The organism is Variovorax guangxiensis (assembly GCF_003952165.1).
Taxonomy (GTDB): Bacteria; Pseudomonadota; Gammaproteobacteria; order Burkholderiales; family Burkholderiaceae_C; genus Variovorax; species Variovorax guangxiensis.
The window spans coordinates 161,416-176,359 of record NZ_RXFT01000010.1 but is presented as its reverse complement, the minus strand read 5'-3'; the positions used below and the strand labels follow the sequence as shown (position 1 = coordinate 176,359).

15 protein-coding genes are annotated in these 14,944 nt (G+C 69.3%); 2 read left to right on the top strand and 13 right to left on the bottom strand.

What is annotated here, in order from left to right:
* Window positions 1-118: 118 nt before the first annotated feature.
* Together EJP67_RS22710 and EJP67_RS22705 are read right to left on the bottom strand one after the other, a co-directional pair.
* Window positions 119-1,369 carry an efflux RND transporter periplasmic adaptor subunit gene (locus EJP67_RS22710; protein ID WP_126023971.1) on the bottom strand — a complete coding sequence of 417 codons (1,251 nt, stop codon included), beginning with the start codon at window positions 1,367-1,369 and terminating at the stop codon, window positions 119-121.
* A 148-nt stretch (window positions 1,370-1,517) separates the two neighbouring features.
* Complete coding sequence (locus EJP67_RS22705) at window positions 1,518-2,402, bottom strand: alpha/beta hydrolase (RefSeq protein ID WP_126023970.1); 885 nt, start codon at window positions 2,400-2,402, stop codon at window positions 1,518-1,520.
* Window positions 2,403-2,606: 204 nt separating this feature from the next.
* On the opposite strand from EJP67_RS22705, the gene EJP67_RS22700 reads away from it, so the two are divergent.
* Together EJP67_RS22700 and EJP67_RS22695 are read left to right on the top strand one after the other, a co-directional pair.
* The gene (locus EJP67_RS22700) at window positions 2,607-3,521 is read left to right on the top strand and encodes a LysR family transcriptional regulator (protein ID WP_126023969.1); all 915 of its coding nucleotides are present in this window, start codon (window positions 2,607-2,609) and stop codon (window positions 3,519-3,521) included.
* Between the two features lie 199 nt (window positions 3,522-3,720).
* The gene (locus EJP67_RS22695; protein ID WP_126023968.1) at window positions 3,721-4,458 is read left to right on the top strand and encodes a flagellar brake protein; all 738 of its coding nucleotides are present in this window, start codon (window positions 3,721-3,723) and stop codon (window positions 4,456-4,458) included.
* Between the two features lie 15 nt (window positions 4,459-4,473).
* Here EJP67_RS22695 and EJP67_RS22690 read toward each other — a convergent pair whose 3' ends face one another.
* From EJP67_RS22690 to cobO, 11 genes are read right to left on the bottom strand one after another with little or no spacing between them, the layout of a single operon-like run.
* A complete protein-coding gene (locus tag EJP67_RS22690) occupies window positions 4,474-4,938 on the bottom strand; it encodes an OsmC family protein (RefSeq protein WP_126023967.1) in 465 nt (154 codons plus the stop codon).
* A 53-nt stretch (window positions 4,939-4,991) separates the two neighbouring features.
* Window positions 4,992-5,576: a GNAT family N-acetyltransferase gene (locus tag EJP67_RS22685; protein WP_240650747.1), complete on the bottom strand. Its 585-nt coding sequence runs from the start codon at window positions 5,574-5,576 to the stop codon at window positions 4,992-4,994.
* Window positions 5,577-5,584: 8 nt separating this feature from the next.
* Window positions 5,585-6,313, bottom strand: coding sequence for an LrgB family protein (locus tag EJP67_RS22680; protein WP_126023966.1), 729 nt, complete (start codon window positions 6,311-6,313; stop codon window positions 5,585-5,587).
* Window positions 6,314-6,667, bottom strand: a complete 354-nt coding sequence (locus EJP67_RS22675) for a CidA/LrgA family protein (protein ID WP_126023965.1) — start codon at window positions 6,665-6,667, stop codon at window positions 6,314-6,316. It lies immediately after the preceding gene.
* A 40-nt stretch (window positions 6,668-6,707) separates the two neighbouring features.
* Complete coding sequence (locus EJP67_RS22670) at window positions 6,708-7,724, bottom strand: aminotransferase class I/II-fold pyridoxal phosphate-dependent enzyme (RefSeq protein WP_126023964.1); 1,017 nt, start codon at window positions 7,722-7,724, stop codon at window positions 6,708-6,710.
* Window positions 7,721-8,689, bottom strand: coding sequence for an adenosylcobinamide-phosphate synthase CbiB (cbiB, locus tag EJP67_RS22665; RefSeq protein WP_206169544.1), 969 nt, complete (start codon window positions 8,687-8,689; stop codon window positions 7,721-7,723). The genes EJP67_RS22670 and cbiB overlap by 4 nt, the downstream gene beginning before the upstream one ends.
* Before the next feature lie 21 nt (window positions 8,690-8,710).
* On the bottom strand, window positions 8,711-12,679 hold the full coding sequence (gene cobN, locus EJP67_RS22660; RefSeq protein WP_240650746.1) for a cobaltochelatase subunit CobN: 3,969 nt from the start codon (window positions 12,677-12,679) through the stop codon (window positions 8,711-8,713).
* 38 nt (window positions 12,680-12,717) lie between these two features.
* Complete coding sequence (locus tag EJP67_RS22655) at window positions 12,718-13,074, bottom strand: DUF2149 domain-containing protein (protein ID WP_126023962.1); 357 nt, start codon at window positions 13,072-13,074, stop codon at window positions 12,718-12,720.
* A complete protein-coding gene (locus tag EJP67_RS22650; RefSeq protein ID WP_126023961.1) occupies window positions 13,071-13,544 on the bottom strand; it encodes a MotA/TolQ/ExbB proton channel family protein in 474 nt (157 codons plus the stop codon). The genes EJP67_RS22655 and EJP67_RS22650 overlap by 4 nt, the downstream gene beginning before the upstream one ends.
* The gene (bluB, locus tag EJP67_RS22645) at window positions 13,544-14,227 is read right to left on the bottom strand and encodes a 5,6-dimethylbenzimidazole synthase (protein ID WP_126023960.1); all 684 of its coding nucleotides are present in this window, start codon (window positions 14,225-14,227) and stop codon (window positions 13,544-13,546) included. Before bluB ends, EJP67_RS22650 begins: the two co-directional genes overlap by 1 nt.
* 8 nt (window positions 14,228-14,235) lie before the next feature.
* The gene (cobO, locus tag EJP67_RS22640) at window positions 14,236-14,805 is read right to left on the bottom strand and encodes a cob(I)yrinic acid a,c-diamide adenosyltransferase (RefSeq protein ID WP_126023959.1); all 570 of its coding nucleotides are present in this window, start codon (window positions 14,803-14,805) and stop codon (window positions 14,236-14,238) included.
* Between the last annotated feature and the right edge of the window lie 139 nt (window positions 14,806-14,944).

Below are 14,944 nucleotides of genomic sequence, written 5' to 3'. Positions count from 1 at the left end.
CGCAGCATCCAAGTGGCTCCCATTTCAGGAACACCGCGGAACCGGCTTTGCCGGGCCGCTGGTGTTGCCCCCGTGAGGGGGGTGGCGGCTACACGAAGTGAGCAAGCCTGGGGGTGGTTCAAGATTTGGCGGCCTCTGCCACGCGTTCCGGTTGTTGTTGCTTGGGGTCCGCCTTCGCGTCCATCGTCACCTGCTGCGGCGCCACCACCGCACCCGGGCGGATGTGCTGCAGGCCGTTGACGATCACGCGGTCGCCCGCCTTCAGGCCCTTGCTCACGACACGCAGGCCGTTGATGGAGGCCCCGAGCGTCACTTCGCGGTAGACGGCCTTGCTGTCGTCACCCACGACCATCACGAACTTCTTGTTCTGGTCGGTGCCGATGGCGCGTTCGCTCACCAGCAGCGCGGTGTCGTTGCGGGCCTGGCCCATGCGGATGCGGGCGAACTGGCCGGGAATGAGCGCGCCGTCCTTGTTGTCGAACGAGGCACGCACGCGCACGGTGCCGCTACGGGCGTCGACCTGGTTGTCGATCAGCTGCAGCTTGCCGGTGAAAGGCGTGCCGTCCATGCCGGCGGTACCCATCTGCACCGGAATGCTCTCGATCTGGCCGCGGGCGCTGGAGCCGCTGGGCAGCTCCTTCAGCGCACGGGTGATGACCTGTTCGTCGGCATCGAAGCTCGCGTAGATCGGGCTCACCGACACCAGCGTGGTCAGCACCGGAGCGCCCGGACCGGCCGCCACCAGGTTGCCCACCGTCACCTCGATGCGGCCGATGCGGCCCGACACCGGCGCACGCACCTGGGTATAGCCCAGGTTCAGGCGCGCCGACTGCAGCGAGGCCTGGGCCGCGCGCAGGTTGGCTTCGGCTTCGCGGCCGGCGTTCACACGCTCGTCGTACTCGCGCTGGGCGATGGCCTTGTCGTCCCACAGGCGCTTGGCGCGCTCCTGCTCGCTGCGGCTGAAGGACTGGCGGGCCTGCGCGGAAGCCACCTGCGCCTCGGCACGCTCGACCTCGGCCGCATACGGCGCGGGGTCGATGGTGACCAGCAGGTCGCCCTGCTTCACCAGCGCGCCTTCGCGGAAGTGCACCGCCTGCACGGCGCCCGCGACGCGGGAGCGCACGTCGACGCGCTGCACGGCTTCGAGCCGGCCCGAGAACTCGTCCCAGGCGTTGATCTCGCTCGCCGCCACCGTGGCGACCGACACCGGCGTGGCCTGCGGCGCCGCCGGTGCGTTGTTGGCTTCGGCCTTGAAGCTGTACATGCCCACCACCGCCGCGGCCACGGCCAGCAGCGCGGTGAGGCCGGTCACGGCAGGCCAGAGGCCCTTGCGGGCGGCGGAAGACAGCTTTTTCTCATTGTTCGACATGATGTTCAGTCCTTCTCGATGACTTTTGGGATGCAACAAGCCACCCCGGCGCTTTTGGCACCAGGAGGCGGGATTTCAGGGAAAAAGGGGCCCCGGCACGCGGCCGCGCTGGCAGCGTGTCGATCAGGCAGCCGGTGACCGGCGGGAACTAGCTGGGGTGGTTGGCCGTCGCGGGCGGCGGCGTCGTCGCGCTGAAGAACTCACGGAAGTGCTGTTGCACCGCCGCTTCACAGGCTACGCAGCCCGTGTTCTCGGTGTCGTACAGCGCCTTGGGCCAGTTGGCCGCGCTGGGCAGCACGCTGCTCGTGACCTCGATGCCGGCCGCGCGCAGGCGGTTTGCGAAGGTCATTGCCTCGTCGTGCATCGCGTCGTCGGCGCCCACCAGCACCAGCGCGGGCGCCAGTGCCGACAGCCGCAGCGAACCGCTGGGCACCGCGTAGGGGTGCATGGCGTTCGAGGGGCAGCTCAGGTACTTCTCCCAGCCGCTGGCCCAGCGGCATTCGGCCGCGTCGTTGGTGGCGTTGCGCAGCGAGGCGGTGCCGGCGCAGGGGTCGAGCATGGGCGACAGCAGGATCTGGCCCGCGAGCGGCGGATGGGCCCGGTCGCGGGCGATCAGCGCCACGGCCGCCGCCAGGTTGCCGCCGGCTTCCTCGCCGGCCAGATAGACCTGGGAGCCCTTGCCGCCGAGCTTGGTGCGCTGCTTGTAGAGCCATTCGAGGGCCGCATAGCCCACTTCGATGGGCTCCGGGAACGGAGACTGGGGCGCCAGCGGGTAGGCCAGCGAAACAACCACCGCGCCCGCCCCGGCCAGCAGCCGCGCCACGTTGCGGCCGTTGTCCAGGCCGCCGCAGACGAAGGTGCCGCCGTGGAAATGCAGCACCAGCGGCGCTACATCGCCCTTGGCGCGCTGGCCGTACACGCGGGCACCGACCGGTTCGCGGCCGGGAAGCTCGATCGACAGATCGGCTTCCACGCCTTGTGCCGCAGCGCGGGCGGCAGCTTCGGCAGAACGGGACGATGGAACGGGTGACATGGGCGACCTCGGGGATTTGGGCGATGGTTGAAATATAAGTCGGCCGATCTGTCCATAAACAGGGTCGGCCGACCCCACTCTGTTTCCAAACGGACAACAATCAGCACAGCTCAAGGCAACAGGCGGTGCCACAGGAGGGAATTGTCTCCTTGTGTGAGAATCCGCCTCCCCCGGTGTGGGCCGGGTACCCAGAACAGGCATTCGATGGATCAAATCCAGGCCATGCGGATCTTCGTCCGCGTCGTGGAAGCCGGCACCTTCACCCGGGCAGCGGACTCGCTGGCCCTCCCCAAGGGCACGGTCACCAAGCAGATTCAGGCGCTCGAATCGCGCCTGCGCGTGAAGCTGCTCAACCGCACCACGCGCCGCGTCACCGTCACGCCCGACGGCGCGGCCTACTTCGAGCGGGCCGCGCGCCTGCTCAACGACTTCGACGACATGGAAGCCAGCATGACGAATGCGCAGGCCAACCCCACGGGGCGGCTGCGCATCGACGTCGGCACATCGGTGGCGAGGCTGATCATCCTGCCCGCGCTGGCCACCTTCTGCGACCGCTACCCCGACATCCAGGTCGACCTGGGCGTGAGCGACCGCACCGTCGACCTCATCAGCGACAACGTCGACTGCGTGATCCGCGCGGGCGAACTCAGCGACCAGTCGCTGGTGGCCCGGCGCATCGGCACGCTGGATTTCGTCACCGTGGCGTCGCCGGCCTATGTAAAGCGCTACGGCATCCCGCAGCACCCGAACGACATCGAGAAGCGCCATCACGTGGTCAGCTACTTCTCGGGCACCACGCGGCGCGTCTATCCGCACGAGTTCAAGAAGGGCGACGAGGTGATCGAGCTGAACGGCCCCTACCGCGTGGCCGTGAACGAGAGCAACGCGCACATCACGGCGGTGCTCGGCGGCTTCGGCATTTCGCAGTGCATCACCTTCATGGCCGAGCCGCTGCTGGAAAGCGGCGAGCTGGTGCAGATCCTGCCCGACTGGCAGCGCGACCCGCTGCCGATCCACGTGGTGTACCCGCCCAACCGCCACCTGAGCGCGAAGGTGCGCGCCTTCGTGGACTGGGCCGCCGAGCTGTTCGCCAAGAACCCGAGGCTGCAGCGCCGCTGACCGCGGGGATTGCCGCTGCAGGGGGGCCGATCGGGCGGCGATCTGCCTGCAGATCGCCGCGCAGCCCTAAATTCCGGCCGGCAAATGCCGTTAATCACTTCGGCTGCCTGCCGGAAACCCGTCCCGCCCCCTCCACCCGGCATCCGGCCCCGGGAGCCAGCCCGCCCATGCGCGCGCCGGAAAACAGACACACAAGCTCATGGATACAGAACAGTCGAATGCAGCCGAGCACACCAGCGGATTCGGCCGCCGCACGCCGGCGGAGATCGGCGTCCACCTGCGCAACCTCGCCGGCCGCCGCGACAACCTCACCGTGCAATACGCGGGCGGCCATCTGGTGACGCAGCTGCTCGACGTGGACACCCGCGCCCGCGTCTTCATCTTCGACTGGGGCGCCTCGCCCGAGCAGAACCAGGGCCTGCTGGCGGCGCCGCGCTGCCACTTCGAGGCCCAGCAGGACGGCGTGCGCATCGAGTTCTCAATCGCCTCGCCGCGCGAGATCCGCTACGAGGGCATGCCGGCGTTCGAGGCCGACTTTCCGGAAGTGCTCTTCTACCTGCAGCGGCGCGAGTACTTCCGCGTGGACGCGCCGATCGCCGATTCGTACACCTGCTGCGGCACCCTGCCCCAGGGCGAGCCGTTCTCCTTCGAGGTGCAGGACTTGTCGCTGGGCGGCGTAGGCCTGCGCACCCGCGACGAGCGCGTGGCCGCCTTGCCGGTAGGCACTTTCCTCAGGGACTGCGAACTGTCGCTGGGTACGCTCGGGCGCCTCACGCTCGACCTGGAACTGGTGTCGCTGCGCCCCGGCCTGCAGCCCAACGGCACGCCGCGCTACCAGCTGGGCTTCCGCTTCCTGGCGCTGCCGCCGGGCGTGGAAAGCGCGCTGCAGCGCCTCGTTACCCGGCTCGAGATGAAGAGCCGTTCGCTCGTCGGCTGACCCCGCGCGGCCGGGTCAGAACACCGGCTCGCAGCGCACCTCGGTCTTCACCGAGTTGGCGATGAAGCATTCCTCGTGCGCCCGGTGATGCATCTGCCCGATCTGCTCGCGCGTGGGCAAGTTCTCGCCCGAGAAGATCACCTCGGGCCGCAGCGTGACCACCGTCATCGCCATCTTGCCCTCGGCGTTCTTCTCCATCACGCCGACGGCCGCATCGAAATACCGGTCGACCACGAACCTGCGCTTCACCGCCATCGTGAGGAACCACAGCATGTGGCAGTTCGACAGCGAGGCCACGAACATCTCCTCCGGATCGACCGCCGATGCATCCGACATCGGCAGCGGCACCACGTGCGGCGAGGAAGACGCGGCCACTTCGGCACCGCCATCGAAGCGCAGCGAGTGCCGCCTGCTGTAGGTGTTCGCGAGGAAGTCCTGCTCGCCACGCAGCCAGAGGACTTCCGCTGTGTACTGGGCCATGAAGTTCTTCTCCGGCTCGGTTTGCGGGAGTGCGATTCTGCGCCAGCCGCGATTCAGACAAGCGCGATGCGGTAGCGCAGCTTCGTCAGGCTCCCCTGGCTCGGCAGGGTGATGAAGGTCTCGACCAGCTCGCCGCCGTTCGCCACGATCACCTTCTGCGAAGCGAAGTTGTCGGGGCTGGTGGTGATCTCCACGCGCTTGAGGCCCTCTCCGACCGCAAGCTTGAGCATCGCGCCAAGCGCGCGCGTGGCGTAGCCCTTGCGCTGCTTCCAGGGCACGACGTTGTAGCCGATGTGGCCCAGGCAGTAGAGCGGCAAGGCGTCGGTGCCGGGCTGCCAGCGCAGGTCGATGCTGCCGCAGAACTCGCCGTCCCACATCCAGCACCTGTAGCCTGGCAGGCGCCGGACCTTGGAGCCGTCGGGCATGACGATGCGGCCGCCCTTCGCCTCGCGGTCGACCAGGCTCGCAAGGAAGCGGTCGGCGTTCGCCTTGATGGCGGCGCGGTCCTCGGCGCCCGATTCGGGCCGCGTCTCGTCGCGCGCCCAGCCGCGGTTGAGCGCGGAGACGTAGCTTGGCAGATAGGCCTTGGAAGGCCAGACCAGTTCCATCGGACGCGGCTCCACGCCAAGCTTGGCCATGAGCTTTCCTAGGCCCCCATCAGCTTCACGATCAGCGGCACCAGCAGCGCGGTGGCGATGCCGTTGAGCCCCATGGCGAGCGCAGAGAACGCGCCCGCCGTCTCGTTCACCTGGATGGCGCGCGCCGTGCCGATGCCGTGCGCCGCCATGCCGACCGCGAAGCCGCGCACCGCCGGCTCCCTGATGCGCAGCAGGTTCAGCAGGCCGGTGGCCATGATCGCGCCCGAGATACCCGCGACGGCAGCCGCCACAGCCGCCAGCGAGGGCAGCCCGCCTATCTTCTCGGCCACGCCCATCGCGATGGGCATGGTGGCCGACTTGGGCGCGAGCGACATCATCAGCTCGTGTGAACCGCCCAGCACCCAGGCGATGCCCACGGCCGAGACGATGGCTGCGACCGAACCGACGATCAGCGCCACGCCGATGGGCAGCCACAGCCGCCGCAGCCGGTCGATCTGCCCGTAGAGCGGCACGGCCAGCGCCACCGTGGCGGGGCCGATCAGGAAGTGCACGAACTTGGCGCCTTCGAAATACGTGTCGTAGGGCGTGCGCGTGAGCAGCAGCACGGTGACGATCACGATCACCGAGATCAGCACCGGGTTGACCATCGGGTTGCGCCCGCTGCGTGTGTGCAGCCACAGCGCCCCCAGGTACGCCAGCAGCGTGAGCGACAGCCACAGCAGCGGCGACTGGGCCAGGAACACCCAGATTTCGAAGAGCCTGGCGGGCGCGGTCATCTATTGGGCGTCCTTGCCGGTGATGCGGATCATCCAGCGGAAGGTGAGCGCGGTGACCGTCATGGTGAAGGCCGCCCCCACGATGCCGGCGGCGAGAAAAGGCAGCCACTCGCGCCCCACCCGCTCGAAATGCAGCATCACGCCGGTGACGGCCGGAATGAACAGCAGCATCAGGTTGCGCAGCAGATGGCCCGATGTGTCGTTCAGCACCTGCGGAACGCTGCCGCGCACCAGCAGGCCGACGAACAGGAAGACCATGCCGATCAGCGGTCCGGGAATGGGCAGCCCCAGCCACTGCACGAGCAGTTCGCCGGCAAGCTGGCACAGAAAGAGCGTGGTGATGGCGTAGAGCATCTTTTCTTCTGGTCTTCGGTCAGGGTGGGTATGTATGCGTTCAGGCCGCGCTTGTCCAGGCTTCTTTCAGCGCCTGCTGGCTGGCTGGCGGCAGCACGCCCATGCGCACGTGGCCCGGCAGGCCGAAGGAAGTGCAGTCGCGCAGCTTGATGCCCGCCGCGCGCAGCCGCTTCAGCAGAGCTGCGAAATCGTCGGCGCCGGGCTTGGCGACATGGAAGTTGGCGTCGCTCGGCCAGACTTGCCAGCCCATCTCGCTGCACAAGGCCGTCTGCGACGCCTTCCACGCACGCAGGGTGACGAGGCTGTCGCGCAGCCACTGCTGCACACCGGGCTGCGTCCAGGCCGAAAGCATCGCCACGCCATCCGCGCCCACCGGCCACGAGGCTGCAAGGCGCAACAGCGTGCGCACCGCGTCCTGCGCATCAGCCGGTGCGATCGCATAGGCCGCGCGCACGCCCGTCATGCCGAGCGCCTTGTTGGGCGACCACATCTGCCAGACGCGGCCCAGCTGCCGCTGGTTCAGTGCGAGACGGCCTTCCAGCCGCAGAGGCTCGTAGGCGCGGTCGAGCACGCATGGCACGCCTTCAGGCAGGGCATCGACGGTTTCGCCGATGCCCTGCTGCGCCTGGCCCAGCGGCGCAGAGGGATCGCAGCACCAGGCCAGCCAGGGCCGCCGCGCCGCATGCGGTGCGCGCACCACCTGCAACCCGAGCGCCCGAGCGCTCGCGGCGTAGTCGCCGTACGACATGGCCGGCAGCGCTGCCTCGCCATGCCCGTTCCGGTTTTCGAGCGCCACCCAGGTCGTGATGCGCCGGATGAATTCGCTGGCCCCGGCCGCGAGCACGATGCGCCACGCGTCCACGCCGTGCATGGCCGCGAGTTGCTCGCGCAGCGCCGTGTAGGCGGGATCGGGATAACGGGACAGGTCGGCCGCACGCACCAGCTCCATCGCCCCGGGGCTCGGGCCGCATGCGTTGGCGTTGGTGGAGAAGTCGTGCGCGGGCGCGCCGAGCGCATCCGGGCCGCCGTGGGTGAACAGGGAATCGGCGTCGGTCATGGCACGAAGAACAGTAGCGCGGCGGCCAGCAACAGGACGCCGCTCGCCAGCAGCAGCACACCGCGCTGGCCGAGCTGCGCGGCACGGCCGGTATCCGCCGGCGTCGGGGCGGCTCCCTCGGCATTCAGCGCATACACGCCCGGCTTGGCCAGCCGCACGCCGAGCAGCAGGGCCACCGTCGCCATCGGCCAGCCGCTGTTGGGCGACGGCGTGCGGCGGGCTTCTTCAGACAGCCCCGAAGGCCAGCGCCATGCGGCAAGTACGAGTAGTGCCACGGTGATGCGAGCAGGAATCCACGAAAGAACGTCGTCGGCTCGCGCGGCCCATTTGCCGAACCAGGTCCAGTCGCGGCCGTTGCGCTCGCCTCGATAGCCCCACATCGCATCGGCGGTGTTGGCGAAGCGGTAGAGCGCCGCGCCCGGCAGGCCCAGCAGCACGAACCAGAAGACGGGCGCCACCAGCGAATCGTTGAGGTTCTCGGCGAGCGATTCGATGGCGCTCTCGCGCACCTCGCGCTCGCTGAGACGCTCGACGTCACGGCTCACAAGGCGCGCCAGCTGAGCGCGCCCGGCATCGAGCGAAACGCCCAGCGCCGCCTCGACCGCGAGCACCTCGTCGCGCAACATGCGCCAGGCGAAGAGCGGCTTGAGCAGCAGGCCCAGCACCAGCGCCACCGCCCATACGGGCAGATGCAGCACCGCCAGCGTCTGCAGAGCCATCGTGATGCCCCAGACGCACATCGCCCCCACGCACCACACCAGCGCGCCGCAGAAGAACATCGGCAGATCGACCGTCTTGGCCTCATGCATGCGCGGCGCGATGCGCGACCCCGTGCCCAGATAGCGCCCCATCCACACGACCGGATGCAGCGGTGCTGGCGGCTCGCCCAGCCAGCGATCGACGGCCAGCGCTATCCACAGCGCGGCGGCGAAGGCGATGGCGTATTCGGAACTCGGCAAGGGCATGGGAGCCGCCATTCTCGCGAATCAGGCGGCCGCCCTGCCCCGGCGCCATTGCATCGCCGCACCGAACGCCAGAAGCAGCGCGGCGCCCAGCACCATCCAGAGCCGCAGGACGGCGGCTTCGCCGGCCTTGTGCGGCGGTGCATCCGCTGGCGTCTGCTCCAGCTTCAGGCCGAAGACGGGCCGCGGGCCGTCCGGCGCGGGAGCTGGTTCAGAGGCCGCTGCCGGCGCGGGCGCCTGCACGACCACGGGAGTGACGGCCGGCTGCGGCCTGGGCGAAACCGGAGCCGGCGCCAGTTCGGCCTGCACGAAGCGCTGCACACCCGCATTCGGCTCGCGCAGCCCCGTCGCCCGCACCGCCTGCGCATAGGCTTGCGCCAGCTCTCGCCGCGTGGCGGCATCGGGCTTCCAATAATTCAGCCGCACCGCATCGAGCATGCGCTCCAGCGTCTGCGCGAAGGCCGCGCGGTTGTCGCCTTCCAGCCATTCGCGCGTGCCCAGCCGGTACCTGTCGCGCACGTACACGTCGTGCAGCGACTGCCACTGATCCTGCCGCACCGCCTGCGGCGCGGTCACCTGCCAGCCCCAGAGGAACTGCGCGGTCTTCAGCACCTGCAGCGTGCCGCTGTAGCCCTCGGCCTTCTGGGCTTCGATCCACTGCGGGTGCAGGTAGCGCGTCTGCATCTCGCGCGCGATGGCGCCGGCCGCGGTGTCGGTGCGTACCTCGGCGCCGTCGCGCAGGTTCTGCACGTACAGCGCCGGGTCCTTGCCGGTGAGATGCCGCACCGCCTGCGCGATGCCGCCCAGGTACTGGAACGGGTCGTCGTTGGTGAGCACGCCGTACAGGTTGGAGCTGCGCGCCATCAGCGCCGCATCGACCTGCGCGAGATTGCCGGCATACGCGCCCGGACGCGCTGCGCCGTCGAGGCCCTTGCCGTAGGCATGGCCCATGCGGTCCATGTAGAGCTGCGCCATCTGCGCGTCGCCGCCGCCGCGCTGCTGGTTCTTCCACACATCGCTCGCGAGCGCGGCTTCCTCCAGCCCGGCGCCGTAGCTGCCCTGCTCGTTGGAGAACACGCGGGCGGTGGACCAGCGTTGCGCCTCATCCGCCGCCGAACCTTCAGCGCGCAGCTTGCGCGCCATGGCCTCGCTGTTGCGCGCCACGGCATTGCCAGGCTCGCGCAAGGCAGCGACCTGCTGCACCGCCTCGTCGAGCCAGCGCATCACAGCCGGAAACTGGTCGCGGTAGGAGCCCGTGACGCTGACCAGCACGTCGATGCGCGGTCGCTTCAGCTGCGACGCCGGAATGATCTCGATGCCCGCCATGCGCCCGCCCTCGTCCCAGCGCGGCCTCACACCCATGGCATAGAAGGCCTGACTCTCCAGCACGCCCTGGTGTCGCGAGGCCTCGCCGGCCCAGAGGGTGAAGGCGATCTTCTCGGGCGCCTTGCCTGCGTGGGTCTGCGCGTGCTGAGCGATCCATGCGTCCATCGCGGCGACACCCGTTTCCCACGCCGTGCGGGTGGGCACGCGGCTCGGGTCGAAGCCGTAGAGGTTGCGCCCGGTCGGCAGGCTGTCGGGGTTGCGCACCGGGTCGCCGCCGTAGCTGGACTTGAGGTAGCGGCCGTCGAGCGCGGTCAGCAGCCCTTCGATTTCCTCGTTGTGCGCGAGCACGTCGTCGAGCTTGCGGGCACGTGCGGCCAGCTCCAGCAGCTTCTGCCGGTCGGCCGCCGTCTTGCCCATGGCGCTCGCGGCCTGCGCGTCGGCGAGCGCCTGTTCCACCCATCGCGCGGGGCGCGAGCTGGCGACGTTCTTCGCGTCGATCAGGAAGGCTTCGTCGATGTCCTCGCCCAGCGCCTCGACCAACGGCTTGCCGAGTATCTGCAGGATGGTCATGCGCCTGCGCTGCGCGTCGGGCGCCTGCCCGAAGGTCGCGAGGCCCAGCGGCTGCGCGGTCTGCGCGAGTTCGTCGAGGTACGGATGCAGCACCGCGATGAAACCGGCGAAATCGGCGCGGATGCGCGCGGGTGTCCAGCCCAGGTCGCGGTCGTAGCGGTGCTCGGCGAACTCCGCCGCGAGCCGCTTCTCCAGCGCGGTCTTCACGGAGCCGGGCACGAGCGTCTCCCACTCATGCATGCGCTCGTGCATTTCCTGCACGCCGGGGCGGAAGCCCGCCGGCGCGAACATGGGCGTCGAGTGGCTCACCATGGTCGCGCGGCCGCGCCGCTTGGCGGTGGTGGCCTCGCCGAGGTTGTCCATGACGTACGGGTACACGTTGGGCAGGTCGCCGAGCGCGAGCAGCGGATCGTCCTGCACCGACAGCCCGCGCTCCTTGCCCGCCGACCACTCGACCGTGCCGTGCGTGCCCACGTGCAACACCGCGCTGGCGCCGAAGCGCTTGCGCAGCCAGAGGTACGTTGCGAGGTAGCCGTGACTCAGCGGAACGGCCGAACGGTGATAGACCTGCTCGGCCTTGCCCACCACCTGCGTGCCGGGCTCGAAGCGCGGCGGCTGGCGCAGCACGACGACGTTGCCGAAGCGCACGCGCGGGATCACGAAGGCCGGGCCGCCCGCCACGGCGCGCAGCATGGTCGACTTCTCAGGCGCTCCCCAATAGCTTTCGATGCGGCGCTGCGTTTCCTGCGGCAGCGCGCGGAACCATGCGAGGTAGTCCGAAAGCGGCAGCGTGTCGGCCAGATCCTTGTCGAGCAGCGGCTGCAGCTCGTCGCCCTGGCCCGTCGGGTAGTAGGCCCGCATCGTCGCCTGCACCTGCGCGATGAGCGCGTCGGTACCGGGCAGCTCGGCAACGTAGCCGGCCGACTTCATCGCCGCCAGCATGTTGTTGACGCTGCGCGGCACGTTCAGGAACGAGGCGCCGAAGTTGGCCTCGCCCGGCGGGTAGTTGTAGACCAGCATCGCCACGCGCCGCTCGGCCGGTGGCGTGCGTTGCAAGCGCAGCAGCGCGGCGGCTTTGGCGGCCACGGCGTCGATCTGCGCGGGCAGCGGCTGCAGCGTGCCGCTCGCTGCATCGCGGGCGCTCACGAGCATCGGGTCCGTCATGCCCGCGAGCTCGCTGGGACTGTAGTAGGCGGCGATGTCGGTCTGCGCGAGGCCGTCCTTGCTCTTCGCCCATTGCGCGGCGTCCATAGCCAGCGAGGGCAGCGTCTGCAGCACCGGCACGCCGATGCGCTCCAGCTCGGCCTTGCGCTCGTTGGGGCCGAAGACCAGCGAGGCGTTGACGATGGCATCGGCCACGCGACGTTCGCCGTCGTGCGTCATGCGGAAGAACAGGTCCTTCTGCTGGCGCGGGCCGTAGAAGGCGTAGGCGCGCAGGCCGCGGGCTTCCAGCGATGCGATCAGCGCATCGAGCCAGCCGGTGTCGTCGCCCGTCACGGTGGCGCTGTTGATGGCGATGGCGACTGTGCCGCTGCCCGGCAGCCTTTCGACGGCTGCCACTTCCGTTTCAACGCGCGGCCAGCCGGGGTGGTAGATGCCGGCGAGCGGAAGCGGCACGGGATCGGGCAGCCCGTCCAGCCTGCCGGGCTGGCGCAGCGCCTTCATCGACGCGCCCAGGTTGGCCGCGCCCGGAAAGCGCCAGAACTCGCGCAGCCGCTGGGCCCATGCGGCATCGACACCGCGCTCGGCCGCAAGCGGTGCGGCGGCGGTCGTCCGGCCCTTGGTCACCAGCGCGAACTCGCCGACCAGCACGTAGGGCACCGCGCTGCGCGAGATCGCATCGCCGAAACGCGCTGCCGCCGCCTGCGCCACGCTGATGTGCGGCGCGTCGATCACGAGCAGGCCCGCTCCGTCGATCGCGGCGGCCAGTGCCTCGGGCGAGTCCTGCGAAGCCGACAGCACCTGCAAGGGCAGCCCCGCCTCGCGCGCGGCAGCCTGAAGCCGCACCACGCGCGCCGGCGATACCAGCGAGGTGCTGAGCACCACGACACGTGCAGGCCCCTGCTGCTGCGCGTGCGCCGGCTGGAGCAATCCCAACCCGGCAAGAAAGAACCAGACGGAAAGAAGAAGCCGCGTCACTTCCCGCCCGGCCCGGCCAGCTCCGCATCCGCCGGCACGTAGACCATCGTCCCGTCCTTCAGCCGCCAGGCGGTGCCGGCCTTCTCGCCGTCGCCCTGCCCCCTCGCGCCACTGGCCTTGAAGCGCGTGATCTTGCGGCCCTCGCGCGTCACGATCTCCATGTCCGGCTGGCCTTCGTTGCGGATGATCGTCACCTTGTCCTGTGCGAAGGGATTCATCGGGTTGTTGATGACCGCGATCATCAGCATGCCGATCACCACCATGAACACGTCGATCAGGTTGATGGTCGAGAGCACCGGATCGTCGTCGTCGCTGTCCAGGCTGCTCAATATCGAGAACTGGCGCCGGCTCATGAGAGGCGGTCCCGCGCGTCGAGTACCGTCACCAGTTCGCGCATCAGCCAGCGGCGGCGCACGGTGTAGACCACGAAGGTGATCGAGGCCGAGGCCAGCGCCACGATCACGCTCGCGAAGGCCGGCGCCAGGCTCTGCGCCACGCCCTGCGATTCGCCGGAGGCCACGGCCACCAGCGCGGGGCCCATGGGGATCATGGTGGCGATCAGCCCCAGCATCGGCGCCACGCGGCTGCACAGGCGCACGCCTTCGAGCTGCTTGAGCACCACCAGCTCCATCTGCTCCTGGCTCGCCTGCGCGTGGCCCTGCAGCACCAGCGCGCGCGACGGATCGCGGCGGCGCTGCAGGTATTCGACGCCGAACGCGCCAAGGCAGTACACGGCATAGACGAAGGACAGCAGCACGCCCAGCGTCACCGGCCAGAGAAACAAGCGCGCGAGCTCGAAGAGAACGGAGTCGAAGGCCAGCATCAGGTGCGCTCCACGGCGGACGGTTGATCGAAGAGGTCCGAAGGCCGGCCCCAGCCCTCGTCGAACACCAGCGACGCGAGCGGCTCGCGCTTGGCCCAGCGTTCGCGCTGCAGCATCGGCTCTTCGTAGAAATCGGCCACGGGGCCCAGGCACAACAGGGCGATGGGCTCGGCGCCCTCGGGCAGGCCCAGCAGCGCAGCCACTTCGACCGGATCGAAGAGCGACACCCAGCCCATGCCCAGCCCCTCGGCGCGTGCTGCGAGCCAGAGGTTCTGGATCGCGCAGGAGGCCGAGGCCAGGTCCATCTGCGGCAGGGTGCGGCGGCCGAACACATGCTTCTCGCGGCCGTTGGCCAGCGTCACCGCCAGCAGCTCGGCGGCATCGAGCAGGCCCTGCACCTTCAGGCGCATGAACTCGTCCTCGCGTTCGCCGAGGGCGCGAGCCGTCAGCACGCGCTCCTGCTCGACCACGCGATGCAGCTGCTGCCGCAGCGCCTCGCCGCGAATGCGGATGAAGCGCCACGGCTGCATGAAGCCCACGCTGGGCGCGTGGTGCGCCGCGTCGAGCAGCCGGCGCAGCACCTCGGGCTCGACGCGGCCACCCGCGAAGTGGCGCATGTCGCGCCGCTCGTGGATGGCGCGGTACACCGCCCTCGCCTCGCCGGCCTCGAACGCGTGTGCCATGAGCGCCTTCAGTCCTCGATGCCGCGCTGGGCGGGAATGCCGGCCTTGAAGGCGTGCTTGACCAGCGTCATCTCGGTCACCGTGTCGGCCAGCTCGATGATCTCCGGCGGGCAGCGCCGGCCGGTGAGCGCGACGTGCACATGCTTCGGCCGCGCGCGCAGCGTTTCGAGCACGCCTTCGAGCGGCAGCCAGCCGTAGATCAGCGGATAGGTGATCTCGTCGAGCACCACGAGGAAGAACTCGCCCGACAGGATCGCCGCCTTCGCCTTCTCCCAGCCGTCGCGCGCGAGCTGGGCCGAGCGCTCCAGGTCCTGGCTCTTCCAGCTGAAGCCGTCGCCCAGCCCTTCGATGGGAATGCCGATCTGCTCGAACATGCGGTGCTCGCCGAAACGCGCGGTCGGCACCTTCATGAACTGGTAGATCTTCACGGCCTTGCCGCGGCCGTGGGCGCGCAGCGCGAGGCCGAAGGCGGCGGTGCTCTTGCCCTTGCCGTCGCCGGTGTTGACGATGACGATGCCGCGGCGTTCGCCTTCGGGCTTCTCGTAGGGCTTTTCGCTGGGTGGGGTTTCTATTTGCATCTATGCCTTTTCAAGCTGTCTCAAATGCGGACTTGACCGGAACGCAGAAGTCGCAAAGGTTTCGCGAAAGTCGCAAAAGGAATATCCAGAAATTTTGTATTCACTTCTGCGACCTCTGCGAAACCTTCGCGCCCTCTGC

What these genes read in the sequence shown, in the direction of transcription:
- EJP67_RS22655 (WP_126023962.1), bottom strand. Translation starts at nt 13,074, where the DNA reads ATGAGCCGGCGCCAGTTCTCGATATTGAGCAGCCTGGACAGCGACGAC.
- EJP67_RS22710 (WP_126023971.1), bottom strand. Translation starts at nt 1,369, where the DNA reads ATGTCGAACAATGAGAAAAAGCTGTCTTCCGCCGCCCGCAAGGGCCTC.
- EJP67_RS22705 (WP_126023970.1), bottom strand. Translation starts at nt 2,402, where the DNA reads ATGTCACCCGTTCCATCGTCCCGTTCTGCCGAAGCTGCCGCCCGCGCT.
- EJP67_RS22690 (WP_126023967.1), bottom strand. Translation starts at nt 4,938, where the DNA reads ATGGCCCAGTACACAGCGGAAGTCCTCTGGCTGCGTGGCGAGCAGGAC.
- EJP67_RS22685 (WP_240650747.1), bottom strand. Translation starts at nt 5,576, where the DNA reads ATGGCCAAGCTTGGCGTGGAGCCGCGTCCGATGGAACTGGTCTGGCCT.
- EJP67_RS22650 (WP_126023961.1), bottom strand. Translation starts at nt 13,544, where the DNA reads ATGCTGGCCTTCGACTCCGTTCTCTTCGAGCTCGCGCGCTTGTTTCTC.
- bluB (WP_126023960.1), bottom strand. Translation starts at nt 14,227, where the DNA reads ATGGCACACGCGTTCGAGGCCGGCGAGGCGAGGGCGGTGTACCGCGCC.
- cobO (WP_126023959.1), bottom strand. Translation starts at nt 14,805, where the DNA reads ATGCAAATAGAAACCCCACCCAGCGAAAAGCCCTACGAGAAGCCCGAA.
- cbiB (WP_206169544.1), bottom strand. Translation starts at nt 8,689, where the DNA reads ATGCCCTTGCCGAGTTCCGAATACGCCATCGCCTTCGCCGCCGCGCTG.
- EJP67_RS22675 (WP_126023965.1), bottom strand. Translation starts at nt 6,667, where the DNA reads ATGCTCTACGCCATCACCACGCTCTTTCTGTGCCAGCTTGCCGGCGAA.
- EJP67_RS22670 (WP_126023964.1), bottom strand. Translation starts at nt 7,724, where the DNA reads ATGACCGACGCCGATTCCCTGTTCACCCACGGCGGCCCGGATGCGCTC.
- EJP67_RS22695 (WP_126023968.1), top strand. Translation starts at nt 3,721, where the DNA reads ATGGATACAGAACAGTCGAATGCAGCCGAGCACACCAGCGGATTCGGC.
- EJP67_RS22680 (WP_126023966.1), bottom strand. Translation starts at nt 6,313, where the DNA reads ATGACCGCGCCCGCCAGGCTCTTCGAAATCTGGGTGTTCCTGGCCCAG.
- EJP67_RS22700 (WP_126023969.1), top strand. Translation starts at nt 2,607, where the DNA reads ATGGATCAAATCCAGGCCATGCGGATCTTCGTCCGCGTCGTGGAAGCC.